The following is a 14,116-nucleotide window of genomic DNA, read 5'->3' as shown; positions in this document are numbered from 1 at the left end:
CCATTATCACCAGTTTAAATATCGTGCAGCACCTATAAAAATTGCTTTTTCAAGGAAAACTAACAAAATCTCGGCCTTATGTGCCACTGATGACAAATAATAAAATGGCCGCCTTAAGTAATTCTATACTTCCATAAATATTTTGTAAAAGTCCAAATAGTATTATAATGAAAAGAAAGAAGGTGATGTTGTGGAATTAATCATGAATTTTCCATTAGTCGCTTCATTCATAGCTATATTTTTCGCTCAATTTGTCAAAGTGCCGATTACGTTTATCGCAACTGGCCGGGTGGATTGGTCCCTGCTCACAAGCACGGGAGGAATGCCAAGTTCACACTCTGCGGCAGTCACGGCCCTTGCGACCGCTGTCGGCTATGAAAGTGGCGTCCAGTCTCCCCTATTCGCAGTTTCAGTCATTTTCGCAATCATTACGATGTTCGATGCAAAAGGGGTACGCCGGCAAGCAGGGGAGCAGGCAGCCGTCCTTAATCAGCTTGTCCATGACTTTACAACATTCGTGAACGAAGCCAAAAAGTGGCCCCACCAAGAAAATCAGCAAAAACAAAAGAAACTGAAAGAATTACTCGGCCATAAGCCGATAGAAGTTTTTTTCGGGGCGATAACAGGAATAGTAATCAGCATTCTACTCCATTTTTGGGTGTATTGACCCCATCCGCAAATGGAAAACCAAAAAAGAATCCAGGCTGCAGACAGTTCACTCTTTGCAGCCTTTTTTACAAGGAGGGGAAAAATGAGGCTTATATCCATATGTCCAAGCAATACAGAAATTTGTGCCGAACTGGGAATTGCCGGGCAATTGGCCGGTATAGATGATTTTTCCGATTATCCTGAGGAGATCACTTCTTCTTTGCCTCGCTTGGGTCCGGATTTATCCATTGACATGGATGCCCTTGAACAACTGAAACCAGACCTTGTACTCGCCTCTTTAAGCGTTCCCGGCATGGAGAAGAATGTCGAAGCGCTGAAGGCACGCAAAATTCCACATATCGTCCTTAATCCAAACAGTCTCGAAGAAATCGCGGCTAGCATGATTGAGATCGGCCAAGCAGTAGGCAAGCGCAAATTGGCGCAAGAAAAAGCGGCGCAATTTCTGGAGGAAATTGAATGCTTTAGAGAAATATCGAAAAACCTCCAAACAAAGCCTAACGTTTTTTGGGAATGGTGGCCAAATCCGCTCTTTACACCCGGAGGCTACAACTGGCTGACCGAAATCAGCATGCTGGCAGGGGGACACAATATATTTAGTGATGTTGAACTGGCCAGCGTCCAAGTTTCCTCAGAGGATGTTCTTAAGAGAAAACCGGACATCATATTGCTTTCTTGGGTAGGCGTCGCCACTTCCCGGATGAACCCAGATCTGATCCGAAAACGCGCTGGATGGCAGGAGCTTGCAGCAGTCCAGGAAGGACGCATCTATATAATGGAGGAAGAGCTTTATTGCAGGCCATCACCACGTTTACTGGAAGGGTTGCGACAGCTGGCTGACATCTTACATCCTGGTACATTCCCTTTAAACAATTAAAAAAAGCCATGAATTGTTCATGGCTTACTTTTTCTGTTCTTCCGTAAATTGCTGGCGAAATGCCTGCATGGTTTCATCTTCGTTTAGGGCTGTTAGTTCCTCTTCAGTCAATTTGCCATTGCCTTTAGAGATAATCGTCACTTCAACATCTTTTTTGCCCCATTTATTATAGACATCATCGACCGTTTCATAATAAAGATCCAAATGGTTCCCTTTAATGGCCCCTCCTTTATCCGCTACCACTCCGTACCCATAGTCAGGGATAAATAGGATAGTCCCGATCGGAAACACATTTAAATCGGCCGCTATTGTACTGTATAAATCGCGTTTGACTTTGACTCCCGAATACGTGATCCCATATGATGGATCACTTATGCTCTTGCCGGTAGATTCCACACCCGCTGTATAGCCGGTTGCCAGAACCTTTACTTTCGGATATTGCCCCATTGCCACTTGGTCAGCCAGTGTAGGAGGCACTACCACTTCTGTTTCGGCTGAAAGCTCTGTACCAGTTGATAAGGTCGGCAGGGTTTTTAATTGCATGAAATAATCCCTGCTCGAAGTATAATAATCTCTAAGAGGCAACAAATCGCTTGCCTTCACACCCGTCAATTGAAAAAAAGTAGATTGTAAAGCAACTATTACAAGCAATGCAATGCCCGCTCTTTTTATTCCTTTTTTATATACCTGCTTCATTTAATTCTTCACTCCTCTCGGAACCTATTCTGCCCAGGAGCCGAGAAAAGTATACAAAACACAAGTTAAACAAAAGAGGATATGCGCCCTGGAGATGGGCAGAAGGAGTCACATTATGAACAGACTAACAATCATAGAATGAACCTCTTCCTAAATAGATTCATTTTCTGCTTATGTTTATATGTTCAGCCGCAGCTATCAAATAGCCCCTGCGAAGAAATCTATTACTTTAAAATCATTAAAGGAAAAACTCCACAGTACAGCATACTGCCAGACAAGGCCATTCGAAATTTACAACCTTTACGTTTGCCATCCAAACCAATATTTCCAGTAAGATTTCTCCAAAAGAATGATGTGAACAAATGCCTTCAAGAGGTTTATGCTCACCTTTATGCAATTATGTGCTGTTTCAACCTAAATCAATAAATAATTGATCTGGCTTCCCCAACAAAAATACAGCCAACCTGAATCAGGATGGCTGTATTTTATTTATATGTCAGCATTCTTATCGGCAATTATAAGCCAACATCCAGCTTCCTTTTCTTTACATTTATAAACAATTTGCTTTTTCGATATTGCTCCGACTATCGGCTTAAAACATTTGATAACCCTTTTTCCGCAGCACTTTCATCGTAAAACCGGAAGCAACAGCCCCGAGAAAACCACAGCCCAGTATGATGATGTCAGGAGCAGCAATAGCAGCCAACCTTTCCCCCAAATGGGAAAAAGAACTTCCAGGTTCCTTCAAATAGGAAACCAGCTTAACATTATTGATAATATATAGAGCAACCAGCGGAAACAATACCGCCATGATCCACGATGCTCTGAATAGCATATTCAAAAGAAAACCGATTCCGAAAAATAAAATAAAGAATAGGACAATAGATATGATTAATGTCGGTATAGTTAATGGCATAAAGCTCGGATCCCCCTTTGATACATCAAATTCAGTTTACTGAATAACACAAGACCAGTCAACCAACAATTGTAAATAAAAGAAATATTAAACATAAAAAAACTCCCTTATTATCTAAGGAAGTTTCCTATGTCATTTATTTCTTCTTTCCTGTTCCCTCACAACTGAGACAGGTTTCCGTTCCTCCTAAAAGTAGTTGATAATAGCCTTGGCCTTCACAGTAATCGCACCGCTTTGTTTCAATCGCATTCATTTTCATCCAACTCCTTTAGGAATAAGTGTAAAGAAATAATAACAGAAAATTCTAATTATTCAAATACTTATATTTCTCCTTAAACGCTAATGAAAGCGAATACATCGTTCATTACCGCCATTATTCTCATTCTTATTCTGTTTTTTCTTATATAAATAATTTATAGGAAAGATAGCCGAATTCCTTTCCTGGGTCTAAACCGTCATTCAATCGCTGGCCGTTCAGTTTCATCTTCTCCATTAATTCTCCCAATAAAAGAGAGCTATCGCGGTCTTCTTTTAAAGCTTCCGGAGAAAGAAAAGTGGCTTCCATCAATTCTTCTTCTTGGTGAATGACCTCGGTACTAGTAGGCTGCAGCAAAAAAATCAACATATTATCGCTATATCCACTTGCGAGAACACCGCTTCTTAGCCCGATTAGACTTTTGACGACTGTATGTATACCCGTCTCTTCCATTACCTCTCGTACCACTGCTTCATCTGCCGTTTCGTCCGGTTTAACAAAACCCGCAGGCAAGGACCACTTCCCTTTCAACCCACTGTATTTCTTTTTGACAACCAGCCATTCTCCCTGCTCGTTGATGACCAGTCCGGAAACCCCTAGCCACACATTTCTGCAACGCTCCGCCATATCCATTCCTCCATTCCCTTTTGACAAAAAAACGCCCCGCTACGGTGAGAAGGACGTTTTTCTTTATCTTATTACAGTATATTAAATTTTCCTTTTTTCATCACTAATGGCACTCCGCCAACCATGAATAAAGCGCGATTATCGATAACCTTCTTCATGAATGAAGCAGGCTTTCCTTTCAATTTCTTGCCGAAGACCAACCCGATTGCATCCTTTTCCCCAAGGGAGCATACGCTTCCTTTAAGATTCGGAACGAATTCTCTGGTCTGTTCTCCACGAACTAACGCTTTCAGGTTTTTAGCGCAAATCTCTGCTTGTTGCATGGCAATCTGTGCAGTCGGAGGATAAGGGCGGTCGATCTCTTCATTGATAAATAATGAACTGTCTCCAATGACAAAGATATTCTTTTCACCCGGAGCGCGAAGATCTTTATCCACTTTTACGCGTCCTCGCATGGTTTCGATTCCACAGTTCTCTACTAGCGGATTTCCTCTGACGCCGGCAGCCCAAATCACAGTTCCTGCTGGGATTTCTTCTGTTTCTTCACCATGGCTTACAACAATGCCGGTTTCTGTGCATTCTTTAATGGCCGTTCCAATACGGAACTCCACTCCTCTGTCTTCAAGAAACTTGACTGCATAATCCACCAGGTCTTTATCGAAACCAGGCAAAACAGTAGGTGCTGCTTCTACGCAAAGGATCTTAACATCATTCGGATTGATTTTATGCTCTTTGCATAATTCGGGAACACGGTTCACTAATTCCCCAAGGAACTCAATGCCTGTAAATCCTGCTCCGCCCACAACAAACGTCAATTGGTCTTCATTCTTATTGGAGTGGTAATTAGCAAATTTGGATTCAATATGCTCACGGATTTTACGTGCGCCTTCCACATTACTGATCATAAAGGCATTCTCTTGTAGACCTTTAATACCAAACGTTTCAGGGATCGCACCAACACCGATCACTAAATAATCGTATGATACTTCTCCATTAGAAAGGATTACTTTTTGTTCGTCTTTTTTGATTTCCACAATTTCATCTTTAATGAAAGTAATCTTCTCTTTCTTTAAAACGTCTGCGATATCATAGCATACGCGGTCACAATCGCGTGTGCCTGCAGAAGCTTCATGTAGCCAGGTCGTCTCATAATGAAAATCGTTTTTGTTAATAAGAATAACTTCTGCATCAGAAGCATTCATTGTTTTTTGTAGTCGCGCTACTGTTGTCAACCCTGCGTATCCTGCTCCAAGTATTACTATTTTCGGCTTATTCACGAGTCAAAATCCACCTTTTTAAGTTTTATCACTGATGTGTGTATATTAGTATGTTGAAAAATACATATTACATGTAGAATCCAGCATGATATTTAAAACATAAACTAATTGTGCAAATCTTCTTTCAGTATGTGAAAACATTCACTTACAACCATATAAGCATCCATAAATCGGACACAAAATGTTAACATTCTAACCTAACTTATATTAGCTTCTTTCATACTGATTTTCAAGCGCATTTCGAATGGCGAAATATTTAATTTTCCCTTAATTTTTTGTACTTTACAAAAGAAAACGCATACATATAAAATAAAGGACTGAATATTCAAAAAACTATAGCGGAATCACATCATGATAGCTTATCATTAGGGGAAAACCATAGTGTATATGGTAGAATGAATATGACATTGTGGTTTAATCACAAAGGGGGAATTAAAGTGAGTGATGAAAAACAGATCTTTGATATTACCATTCTAGGTGGAGGACCAACAGGACTATTTACAGCCTTTTACGGCGGCATGAGACAAGCTTCCGTTAAAATAATTGAAAGCTTACCCCATTTGGGAGGTCAGCTCACTGCGCTATATCCAGAGAAACATATTTTGGATGTTGCTGGATTTCCTACTATCCGTGCCCAGGAACTGGTGGACAATCTTAAGGAACAAATGAAGAAATTCGATCCGGTAATCGCTTTGGAAGAAACTTTGCAAAATGTTGAGAAACAAGCGGATGGCATCCTTAAACTAACAACTGACAAGGATGAACATTACACCAAGACATTAATCATTACCGCAGGAAATGGAGCATTTCAGCCGCGGAGACTCGAGCTAGAAGGAGCAGCCAAATACGAAAAGTCGAATATCCATTATTTTATCGACGACCTGAACAGCTTTGCCGGCAAACGGGTTGTCGTGTGCGGCGGCGGGGACTCCGCTGTTGACTGGGCGCTTATGCTTGAAGATATTGCTGAAGAAGTATACATTGTCCATCGGCGCGATAAATTCCGGGCTCATGAACATAGCGTAGAAAAACTCCATCAATCCAAAGTACACGTGAAAACACCATACGTACCTACTGAAATTATCGGAGACGATGAAAAGGTTATTCAAATTGTACTGGAAAATCCTGATAACGATGAAAAAGAAACAATCGAATTAGATTCATTGATTGTAAACTTCGGATTCATCTCTTCCTTAGGGCCGATTAAAGATTGGGGACTTGAAATCGAAAAAAACTCCATTGTGGTCAATTCCAAAATGGAAACGAATATCCCGGGCATCTATGCTGCTGGAGATATTTGCACATATGACGGCAAAGTAAAACTGATTGCCACTGGGTTTGGTGAAGCGCCTACTGCCGTCAACAACGCTAAATCATACATCGATCCAAAAGCCCGCGTCCAACCAATGCACAGCACGGCCATGAAGATATAACAAAAGCGAAAGCGATGATCCTCCCCGAGAAGCTTAAGACAGGGGCTCAGCCAAAAGCTTTGGCTGAGGCATTAGACGTATAATTTCATCTTGGGAAATCCATAAACTGAAAAAATCCGAACTGACATGAAACTCTATTAAGAATTTCACATCATAGTTCGGATTTTTCTTTAACTGAAATATTTTTTGCCTGCCTCTTTCTTAAGAGTGCAAATCACTTAACACTCTTCCGGCCTTCCTGCATTCGTCGCAGTCCGGAAAGATGAACCGCAGCCGCATGAAGCAATCGCATTCGGGTTATTGATGATAAAGCCTCCGCCCATCATGGATTGCTTGTAATCAATGACTGTCCCTTTTAAAATTAAAGAACTTTCCTGATCCACAACAATATCGATGCCTTGCTCCTGAAGCTTAATATCATCGTCGTTCACTTCAAGCGCGAAGCCAAGTCCATAGGATAATCCGCTGCATCCTCCGCCATGGACTGCTACTCGCAGCAATGAGCCTTCTTCCTCGTTGTTTTTCATCATTTCCTTTATCTGAAGCGCCGCTGATTCGGTAATCGTAATAATTTGTTCCATCTTTTAACCTCCTATGATAGCTATTGGAAGCTACTTCTACTACAAGTATATACAAAAAATCCGTTTTTGCTCAACTATCGGATTCTTTACGGTTTGCCTTTTAAACATCAGCTCCGTTATTATCCCTCTATTTAGTATAATAGAAATAATCAGGCTTATTCATTTATAAGAAAGAAGGGAGCAACATGGATCAGATTACAGCACTTTATGAACATACACTGGTATGCCCTTTATGTCAGCAAACCTTCACATCCCAAAAATTACGCTCTAAATTCATCAAGATCCATTCGTATGACACAGATTTTCGGCCTGTTTATACTTCCGGCTCTGAAAACGGCCTTCTTTACCACATTGTAGTCTGCCCAAAATGCGGTTATGCTTTTTCAGAGCAATTCTCTCCATTTTTTGCACCTGGAACAAAAGAAGCTATTCAATCCAGAATATGCAACCAATGGGTTCCTCATGATTTTGGCGGAAAAAGAAGCATTGAGGATGCCATTCAAACTTATAAACTCGCTTCTCTATCGGGCACATTAAAAAAAGAAAAACACATCATATTGGCAGGCATTTATATGAGGATTGCCTGGCTATACAGAATGATAGACCAGCATATGCAGGAGGCGCGGTTCTTGCGAATGGCGATGGAAGAATACAATCAAAGCTATTCCACCGGCGATTTCCATGATAGCTCCATGACAGAAGTCCGGATACTGTACATGATCGGTGAGCTCTTGTATAGGCTGGGACAAGCAGATGAATCCATTAAATACTTATCCAAAGTTATTGAGAGCCAAAACAAAAGTTTAGACCCCAAAGCCGTCAAAATGGCAAAGGAACGTTGGCAAACCATTAGGGAAGAACGTAACGCTAAATAAAAGATGACAGTTGCTTATATTGAAAAAAACACAAGGACCTTGTGTTTTTTTCAATAAATCAGATTTTCTTCAATGAATTCATAGATATTGGACACTAATTCCTCCGGATCATCACCTGTAACCATCTCTCCATTCACGAGGGCATACATATAATGATCGCATTTTCCGCAATAATTCAGGCAGCCATATTCAAGGATATCTATATTGGAATCGTTCTCCAGCTTTTCTAGAGCCGGATAGGAACCATTTGCCAGATTGCTTACACAGAATTCAACCACAGGCTTAATCATTTTTTCACCTCTTTACCTTCTGTTAGAATACATCCAAAACCTTCCACATGTCTACCTTTCCTATAAAGAAGGTGCCCTTATGACATATTCAGATATACACAGCGGATGCGTTCGTAAAAATAGGTTCAATATTCAGCCAATACGGATATTTTACAATATTGTTGTAGTTTCGACACATTTTCGATATACTAGCCTATGGTATGGGAGACAATATATGGTCAAGCCAAGTAATGTTCAGGGATAAACATTCATTTGGCCCAATTGTCTACGGAATGGGAGAATCATCACCATCAATAGCAAAAAAGCAAAGGGGATATATGTGATGAAAAAACTAGTTATATTGGGCGGAGGATACGGCGGGATGCGGGTACTCCAGCGATTATTGCCGAATAACCTGCCTGAAGATGTATCAATTACATTGATTGACCGTAATCCTTATCACAGCCTTAAGACTGAACATTATGCGCTAGCGGCAGGTACCATCCCTGATCAGCATGTCCGGGTATCCTTTCCGGAACATCCGCGCTTGAATTATGTAGGCGGTAATGTAGAACACATTTCTTTGAAAGAAAACAAGGTAACGTTAGATAACGGCGATTCTATCTCTTATGATGATTTAATCATCGGACTTGGATGTGTAGATAAATACCATAACGTGCCTGGAGCAGAGGAACTGACTTACAGCATCCAGACAATTGATCAAGCTAGAAGAACCTATCAGGCCCTAAATAACCTTGGAAAAGGCGCTACGGTCAGTATCGTAGGTGCCGGACTTAGCGGTGTCGAGCTTGCAAGCGAATTAATAGAGAGCCGCCCTGACCTAAACATAAAAATCTTCGATCGAAGCGAGCTGATTTTATCATCATTCTCGCCTAAACTGAGTACCTATATCGAGAATTGGTTCCATAAGCATAATGTAGAAATCGTCAGCCGTTCCAACATTACAAAAGTAGAAGACCAATATTTATATAACCATGAAGACCGTTTCCAGAGCGATGTTATTGTATGGACTGCCGGAATTCAGCCATGCAAAATTGTACGTGACCTACCGGTTGAAAAAGATAAACAGAACCGAGTAAAGCTGACACCCCAGCATTTTATCCCTGGTTATGAAAACGTCTTTGTCGTAGGGGATTGCGCAAGCCTAGACTATGCTCCAAGCGCCCAGCTTGCCGAAGGCCAGGCAGAACAAATCGTTACGGTCCTCGAAAAAAAATGGAAAAACGAGCCCCTCCCAGAAAGCTTCCCTTCAATCAAGCTAAAAGGAACACTTGGCTCACTCGGGAAAAAACATGGCTTTGGCCTGGTTGCTGACCGCCCGATCACAGGAAGGGTTGCCCGCATCTTAAAATCCGGCATTTTATGGATGTATAAATATCATAACGGTTGATAGGTTTTAGTTCAGGAAGGATGCTCAGGCAATCCTTCCTTTTTTGTGGAGCGGGATGCCGCCTATTCGCTTATATGGTAGCCGTACCGTTCCATTTCTTTCACAATATCCTTCAGTCGCGGGTTGCCTTCTCCGATAATTTCATCTTTAATGACTACAACCGGATAAAACAAATCCTCCTCTATCACTCGCTTGCTGAAGGCTGCTTTTTCTTCATCTTCTTGTTGACCGTAGATATCCACATATGCGACCGAGAAGGGCTGTCCCGGAAATTTGCGTTCAAGCGCCGCTTCCAGCCATTCATACGTATCTTTTGAAGATGGCAAGTTTACACAGCTGGCACAGATTTGCTCTGCGCCGTATACAATGATTTCAATCGCAGGTGCCGTCATCACTCTTTCCCCTTTCTTTTCCTTACTTGTCATTGTAGAGGAAACCCAACTTTTTCGAAAGCGAGAATACTCAATGGATTTTTTGCCATTTTGTGATTATAATATGTATAGAAATAGAAAGGAGTCGATGAAATGTCTGAACAAGCTATGTTTGGCCAAGTTCAAGAAGTTCTTGATAAACTGCGTCCATTCTTGTTGCGTGACGGGGGAGACTGTGAACTTGTCGATGTTGAAGATGGTATTGTAAAACTTCGTTTGCTTGGTGCATGCGGCAGCTGCCCAAGTTCTACTATTACGCTTAAAGCAGGCATCGAGCGTGCTCTTCTTGAAGAAGTACCTGGTGTTGTAGAAGTAGAACAAGTTTTCTAATAAATAAAATCGCTCAGCGGCTCCTTATGCGCTGGGCTTTTTTTATATAATGATTTTCCTCTACATGAAAAAAGCTAAGCCGGTAACTATGCTTAGCTTTTTTCGTTATAGGCTCTCTACCTTCTCATTATCATACAAGACAACGCAGCCTCCCTCATCGATAGGGAGATGAAGGACCTTGCAGTCAGGCAACCCCGCCCTCAAAACTTCCAGCAATTCAGGAATGCATTCTTTCTCAGCCAAAGCGACAATACTAGGTCCAGCACCGCTTAATGCTGTACCGAAGGCTCCTGCCTTACCGGCAATCTCCTCTACTTGTCCCAATAATGGAACAAGAGGGCGGCGGTAAGGCTGATGGAACAAATCCTGCTTCATCATTTCACCTGCTGCTGTATAATTGCCCGATAATAAGGCCGCCAAGAAGGTATTGGCTACGGCACTCGCCTTCACCGCATCTTTATATGGAAGCTTCTCAGGAAGGACACTGCGCGATTCTTTCGTCAATAATTCATACGATGGAATGACTGCCACAACCTCAACATTCTGCAGAGAAAAAGAAAGCAGTCGGGTGTTTTCCTGTTCGTGCAATCCGACGACAAGGCCTCCTGTTACAGATGCACCCGCATTGTCGGGATGCCCCTCTTCCAATGAAGCCAAGTGGACTTTTTCTTCTACGGACAGTTGCAGGCCGCCAAGTATATCCGCAAGCTGTATACCTGCGACTATAGCGGAAGCACTGCTGCCTAGCCCCCTTGCCAATGGAATTTCACTGGATATCTGTAAGGAACATGGATGCAATTCCTTTCCATACCGCTCTGCAGTCTTTTTCGCTATTTGAATAATGAAATGCGTATCATCCCTCGGGAAAATTTCCATTTCATCAGATAATGGTTCCACTTCCCACCGTTCACTTTCATACACATCTACTGTCAGATAAAGTGAAAGAGCCAAACCGATCGAATCAAATCCCGGTCCCAAGTTTGCTGTGCTTGCAGGCACTCTAATGCTGAACATCATGTCATCATTCATACACGGGCCACACCTTTAATATGGTTCAAGATTTCCTCTTCATCAGCCGGAAGCACGACAGGTTTGATATCACTGTATTCCACAGCCGTTGCAGGATCTTTCAATCCATTCCCGGTTAAAATAGCGACTACCTTGCTTCCTTTTTTAATGTCTCCTGATTTAAGCTGTTTCATGACACCCGCAATGCTTGCGCAAGAACCAGGCTCGGCGAAAATCCCCTCTTTTCTGGCCAGCAAGCGATAGGCTTCAAGGATTTCTTCATCTGATACTTCATCAATTTTACCGTTCGATTCATTAGCAGCCTCGACAGCAAATTTCCAACTGGCAGGATTTCCAATACGGATTGCAGTCGCAATGGTTTCAGGCTCTTCAAATACCCGGTCATGGACAATGGCGGCAGCGCCTTCTGCTTCAAATCCGTGCATTTCCGGAAGCTTCGTACCTCTTTTGCCATGATACTCTTTAAACCCTTTCCAATAGGCAGTAATATTGCCGGCATTCCCGACCGGGATCGCCAACACATCCGGCGCATCGCCAAGCGCATCGCAAATTTCAAACGCAGCCGTCTTTTGCCCTTCAATCCGATAAGGGTTGACTGAATTCACTAGGGCAATCGGGGATTGTTCGCTAATGCTGCGAACAATAGATAAAGCATGGTCAAAATTACCGTCAATCGCAACAATTTCAGCTCCATACATCACTGCCTGGGCAAGTTTCCCCATCGCAATTTTCCCATCAGGAATAACGACGATGCAGCGGATTCCCAACCTTGCTGCATAAGCTGCTGCCGCTGCAGATGTATTTCCGGTTGATGCACAAATAATGGAATCACTGCCTTCTTCCACGGCTTTAGCGACAGCCATCACCATGCCTCTATCTTTAAATGAACCGGTCGGATTGACTCCTTCATACTTGACATGCAGATCGATTCCCCATTCTTCCGAAAGGTTTTCGCATTTCAACAATGGGGTATTTCCTTCCAATAATGTTAATTTCGGTGTTTGTTCGGTAACGGGTAAAAACTCTCTGTATTCTTCGATTAACCCTTTCCAGCTCATTTCACTTCATCCCCCTCAACTCGGTACGTGCTTTTAATATCTAAAACCAATTCATTATCGCGAAGCTGTTGGAGGATCTCATTAAAATCCTTCAAGGACGCACTATGTGTGACAAGGACAATTTCTGCGTGATCCTTCTCATCCAGCGGCAATTGCAGAATTTTTTCGAATGAAATGGAGTGCTCAGCAAATAATGTCGTAATGGTTGCGAACACGCCGATTTCATCCTTAACATGCAGACGCAGGAAATATTTGGCAAAAATTTCGTTATCGGCTTTTAAATTTTTCTCATATTGAGGCGCTACTGCGCTTCTCCCATTAACATCCATGCGCATATTTTTCATGACACCGACTAAATCGGACACGATGGCTGTGGCAGTCGGCAAGCTGCCTGCACCAGGGCCGTAAAACATCGTTTCTCCGACTGCTTCACCGTATACATAGACGGCATTATACTCATCACTCACACTCGCAAGAGGATGAGATTCATTCAATAAGGCAGGCTGTACGCTTACTTCCACCTTTTCCCCGACGCGATCCGCTATGCCGATCAGCTTCATCGTATAGCCTAATTGTTTGCTGTAATTGATATCTTCCTCTGTTATATTCGTGATTCCTTCAACGCTTACATCATCTAAATCAATATTCATCGAAAATCCAAGTGTAGCGAGAATAGCCATCTTTCTGGCGGCATCCAATCCTTCCACATCCGATGTCGGGTCGCTTTCTGCATATCCCAGTTTTTGTGCCTGGAGCAGCACTTCTTCATAGGGGCTGCCGAATTTAGTCATTTTTGTCAAAATAAAGTTTGTTGTTCCGTTCACAATCCCCATCATTTTTGTAATCCTATCCGATGCAAGGCCATCCACTAAACCGCGCAATATCGGGATCCCTCCCGCCACACTGGCTTCATAGAAAAGATCGCATTTATTGCGGGTCGCTTCACCCAGCAGCTCCGGGCCATGCAGAGCCATTAAATCCTTATTGGCTGTCACAACATGTTTTTTATTCCGGATTGCTTTCAGTAAGTATTTTCGCGTTTCTTCAATGCCCCCCATCACCTCAATCACTATATCAATATCGGGGTTTTCGAGAATGTCATCTGGTGAATCGGTCAAAATATCTTTATTGATTGCCACATCCCTCTTTTTTTCTAAATCTTTCACGAGGATTTTATTGATTTTTACAGGGCAACCGATTTGGTGCATCAATTTATCTTGATGGTTCTCAACTATTTTTACAACACCTGAACCAACTGTTCCCAAGCCTAATAATCCAATCGAGATTGCATCCATTGTCTCTTCTCCCTCTCTGTTGTTCTTTCCGAAAAAACATTTGTTTTTATATAAAAGACATTATAGTCCTTATCGATTCAGTTTTCAAT

16 protein-coding genes and 1 pseudogene are annotated in these 14,116 nt (G+C 42.2%); 6 read left to right on the top strand and 11 right to left on the bottom strand.

All coding sequences use genetic code 11. The annotated features are described in order from the left end of the window. The first annotated feature begins 190 nt into the window (after positions 1–190). Together ABC357_RS01225 and ABC357_RS01220 are read left to right on the top strand one after the other, a co-directional pair. The gene (locus ABC357_RS01225) at positions 191–667 is read left to right on the top strand and encodes a divergent PAP2 family protein (protein WP_412885758.1); all 477 of its coding nucleotides are present in this window, start codon (positions 191–193) and stop codon (positions 665–667) included. Positions 668–751: 84 nt separating this feature from the next. Continuing rightward, the gene (locus tag ABC357_RS01220; protein WP_412885757.1) at positions 752–1,543 is read left to right on the top strand and encodes a cobalamin-binding protein; all 792 of its coding nucleotides are present in this window, start codon (positions 752–754) and stop codon (positions 1,541–1,543) included. Between the two features lie 24 nt (positions 1,544–1,567). On the opposite strand, the gene ABC357_RS01215 is transcribed toward ABC357_RS01220, so the two are convergent. The 5 genes from ABC357_RS01215 to ABC357_RS01195 form a co-directional block, all read right to left on the bottom strand. Continuing rightward, the gene (locus ABC357_RS01215; RefSeq protein ID WP_412885756.1) at positions 1,568–2,239 is read right to left on the bottom strand and encodes a 3D domain-containing protein; all 672 of its coding nucleotides are present in this window, start codon (positions 2,237–2,239) and stop codon (positions 1,568–1,570) included. Positions 2,240–2,831: 592 nt separating this feature from the next. Continuing rightward, positions 2,832–3,155 carry a YuiB family protein gene (locus ABC357_RS01210; protein WP_412885755.1) on the bottom strand — a complete coding sequence of 108 codons (324 nt, stop codon included), beginning with the start codon at positions 3,153–3,155 and terminating at the stop codon, positions 2,832–2,834. A gap of 136 nt (positions 3,156–3,291) precedes the next feature. After that, positions 3,292–3,414 carry a YuiA family protein gene (locus tag ABC357_RS01205; protein ID WP_412885754.1) on the bottom strand — a complete coding sequence of 41 codons (123 nt, stop codon included), beginning with the start codon at positions 3,412–3,414 and terminating at the stop codon, positions 3,292–3,294. 141 nt (positions 3,415–3,555) lie between these two features. After that, positions 3,556–4,038 carry an NUDIX domain-containing protein gene (locus tag ABC357_RS01200; RefSeq protein ID WP_412885753.1) on the bottom strand — a complete coding sequence of 161 codons (483 nt, stop codon included), beginning with the start codon at positions 4,036–4,038 and terminating at the stop codon, positions 3,556–3,558. A gap of 71 nt (positions 4,039–4,109) precedes the next feature. Further along, the gene (locus ABC357_RS01195) at positions 4,110–5,315 is read right to left on the bottom strand and encodes an NAD(P)/FAD-dependent oxidoreductase (RefSeq protein ID WP_412885752.1); all 1,206 of its coding nucleotides are present in this window, start codon (positions 5,313–5,315) and stop codon (positions 4,110–4,112) included. 437 nt (positions 5,316–5,752) lie between these two features. Between ABC357_RS01195 and ABC357_RS01190 the strand changes: the two genes are divergently transcribed. Further along, the gene (locus ABC357_RS01190; protein ID WP_412885751.1) at positions 5,753–6,748 is read left to right on the top strand and encodes an NAD(P)/FAD-dependent oxidoreductase; all 996 of its coding nucleotides are present in this window, start codon (positions 5,753–5,755) and stop codon (positions 6,746–6,748) included. A 218-nt stretch (positions 6,749–6,966) separates the two neighbouring features. On the opposite strand, the gene ABC357_RS01185 is transcribed toward ABC357_RS01190, so the two are convergent. Beyond that, positions 6,967–7,329, bottom strand: coding sequence for a HesB/IscA family protein (locus tag ABC357_RS01185; RefSeq protein WP_412885750.1), 363 nt, complete (start codon positions 7,327–7,329; stop codon positions 6,967–6,969). A gap of 185 nt (positions 7,330–7,514) precedes the next feature. Here ABC357_RS01185 and ABC357_RS01180 point away from each other — a divergent pair, with 185 nt between their 5' ends. After that, complete coding sequence (locus ABC357_RS01180) at positions 7,515–8,204, top strand: DUF2225 domain-containing protein (RefSeq protein WP_412885749.1); 690 nt, start codon at positions 7,515–7,517, stop codon at positions 8,202–8,204. A gap of 50 nt (positions 8,205–8,254) precedes the next feature. Here ABC357_RS01180 and ABC357_RS01175 read toward each other — a convergent pair whose 3' ends face one another. After that, entirely contained in the window at positions 8,255–8,494 is a 240-nt protein-coding gene (locus ABC357_RS01175) for a YuzB family protein (RefSeq protein ID WP_412885748.1), read from the bottom strand. Positions 8,495–8,816: 322 nt separating this feature from the next. Between ABC357_RS01175 and ABC357_RS01170 the strand changes: the two genes are divergently transcribed. After that, positions 8,817–9,884: an NAD(P)/FAD-dependent oxidoreductase gene (locus tag ABC357_RS01170; protein ID WP_412885747.1), complete on the top strand. Its 1,068-nt coding sequence runs from the start codon at positions 8,817–8,819 to the stop codon at positions 9,882–9,884. A 62-nt stretch (positions 9,885–9,946) separates the two neighbouring features. Here the strand turns inward: ABC357_RS01170 and ABC357_RS01165 are convergent, their stop codons facing one another. Then, positions 9,947–10,276, bottom strand: a complete 330-nt coding sequence (locus ABC357_RS01165; protein ID WP_412885746.1) for a YuzD family protein — start codon at positions 10,274–10,276, stop codon at positions 9,947–9,949. A gap of 73 nt (positions 10,277–10,349) precedes the next feature. On the opposite strand from ABC357_RS01165, the pseudogene ABC357_RS01160 reads away from it, so the two are divergent. After that, positions 10,350–10,645 (top strand): annotated as a pseudogene (locus ABC357_RS01160) (NifU family protein). A gap of 105 nt (positions 10,646–10,750) precedes the next feature. On the opposite strand, the gene thrB reads toward ABC357_RS01160, so the two are convergent. From thrB to ABC357_RS01145, 3 genes are read right to left on the bottom strand one after another with little or no spacing between them, the layout of a single operon-like run. Beyond that, a complete protein-coding gene (gene thrB / locus ABC357_RS01155) occupies positions 10,751–11,674 on the bottom strand; it encodes a homoserine kinase (protein ID WP_412885745.1) in 924 nt (307 codons plus the stop codon). Next, positions 11,671–12,732 (bottom strand): threonine synthase, encoded by a 1,062-nt coding sequence (thrC, locus tag ABC357_RS01150; RefSeq protein WP_412885744.1) that lies wholly within the window; start codon positions 12,730–12,732, stop codon positions 11,671–11,673. Before thrC ends, thrB begins: the two co-directional genes overlap by 4 nt. Continuing rightward, positions 12,729–14,027 carry a homoserine dehydrogenase gene (locus ABC357_RS01145; RefSeq protein WP_412885743.1) on the bottom strand — a complete coding sequence of 433 codons (1,299 nt, stop codon included), beginning with the start codon at positions 14,025–14,027 and terminating at the stop codon, positions 12,729–12,731. Before ABC357_RS01145 ends, thrC begins: the two co-directional genes overlap by 4 nt. Between the last annotated feature and the right edge of the window lie 89 nt (positions 14,028–14,116).

The sequence above is a fragment of the Bacillus kalamii genome (assembly GCF_047238185.1).
Taxonomy (GTDB): Bacteria; Bacillota; Bacilli; order Bacillales; family DSM-1321; genus Bacillus_AD.
Note: the sequence above shows the minus strand (reverse complement) of the source record. Positions and strands in the feature narration are given on the sequence as shown.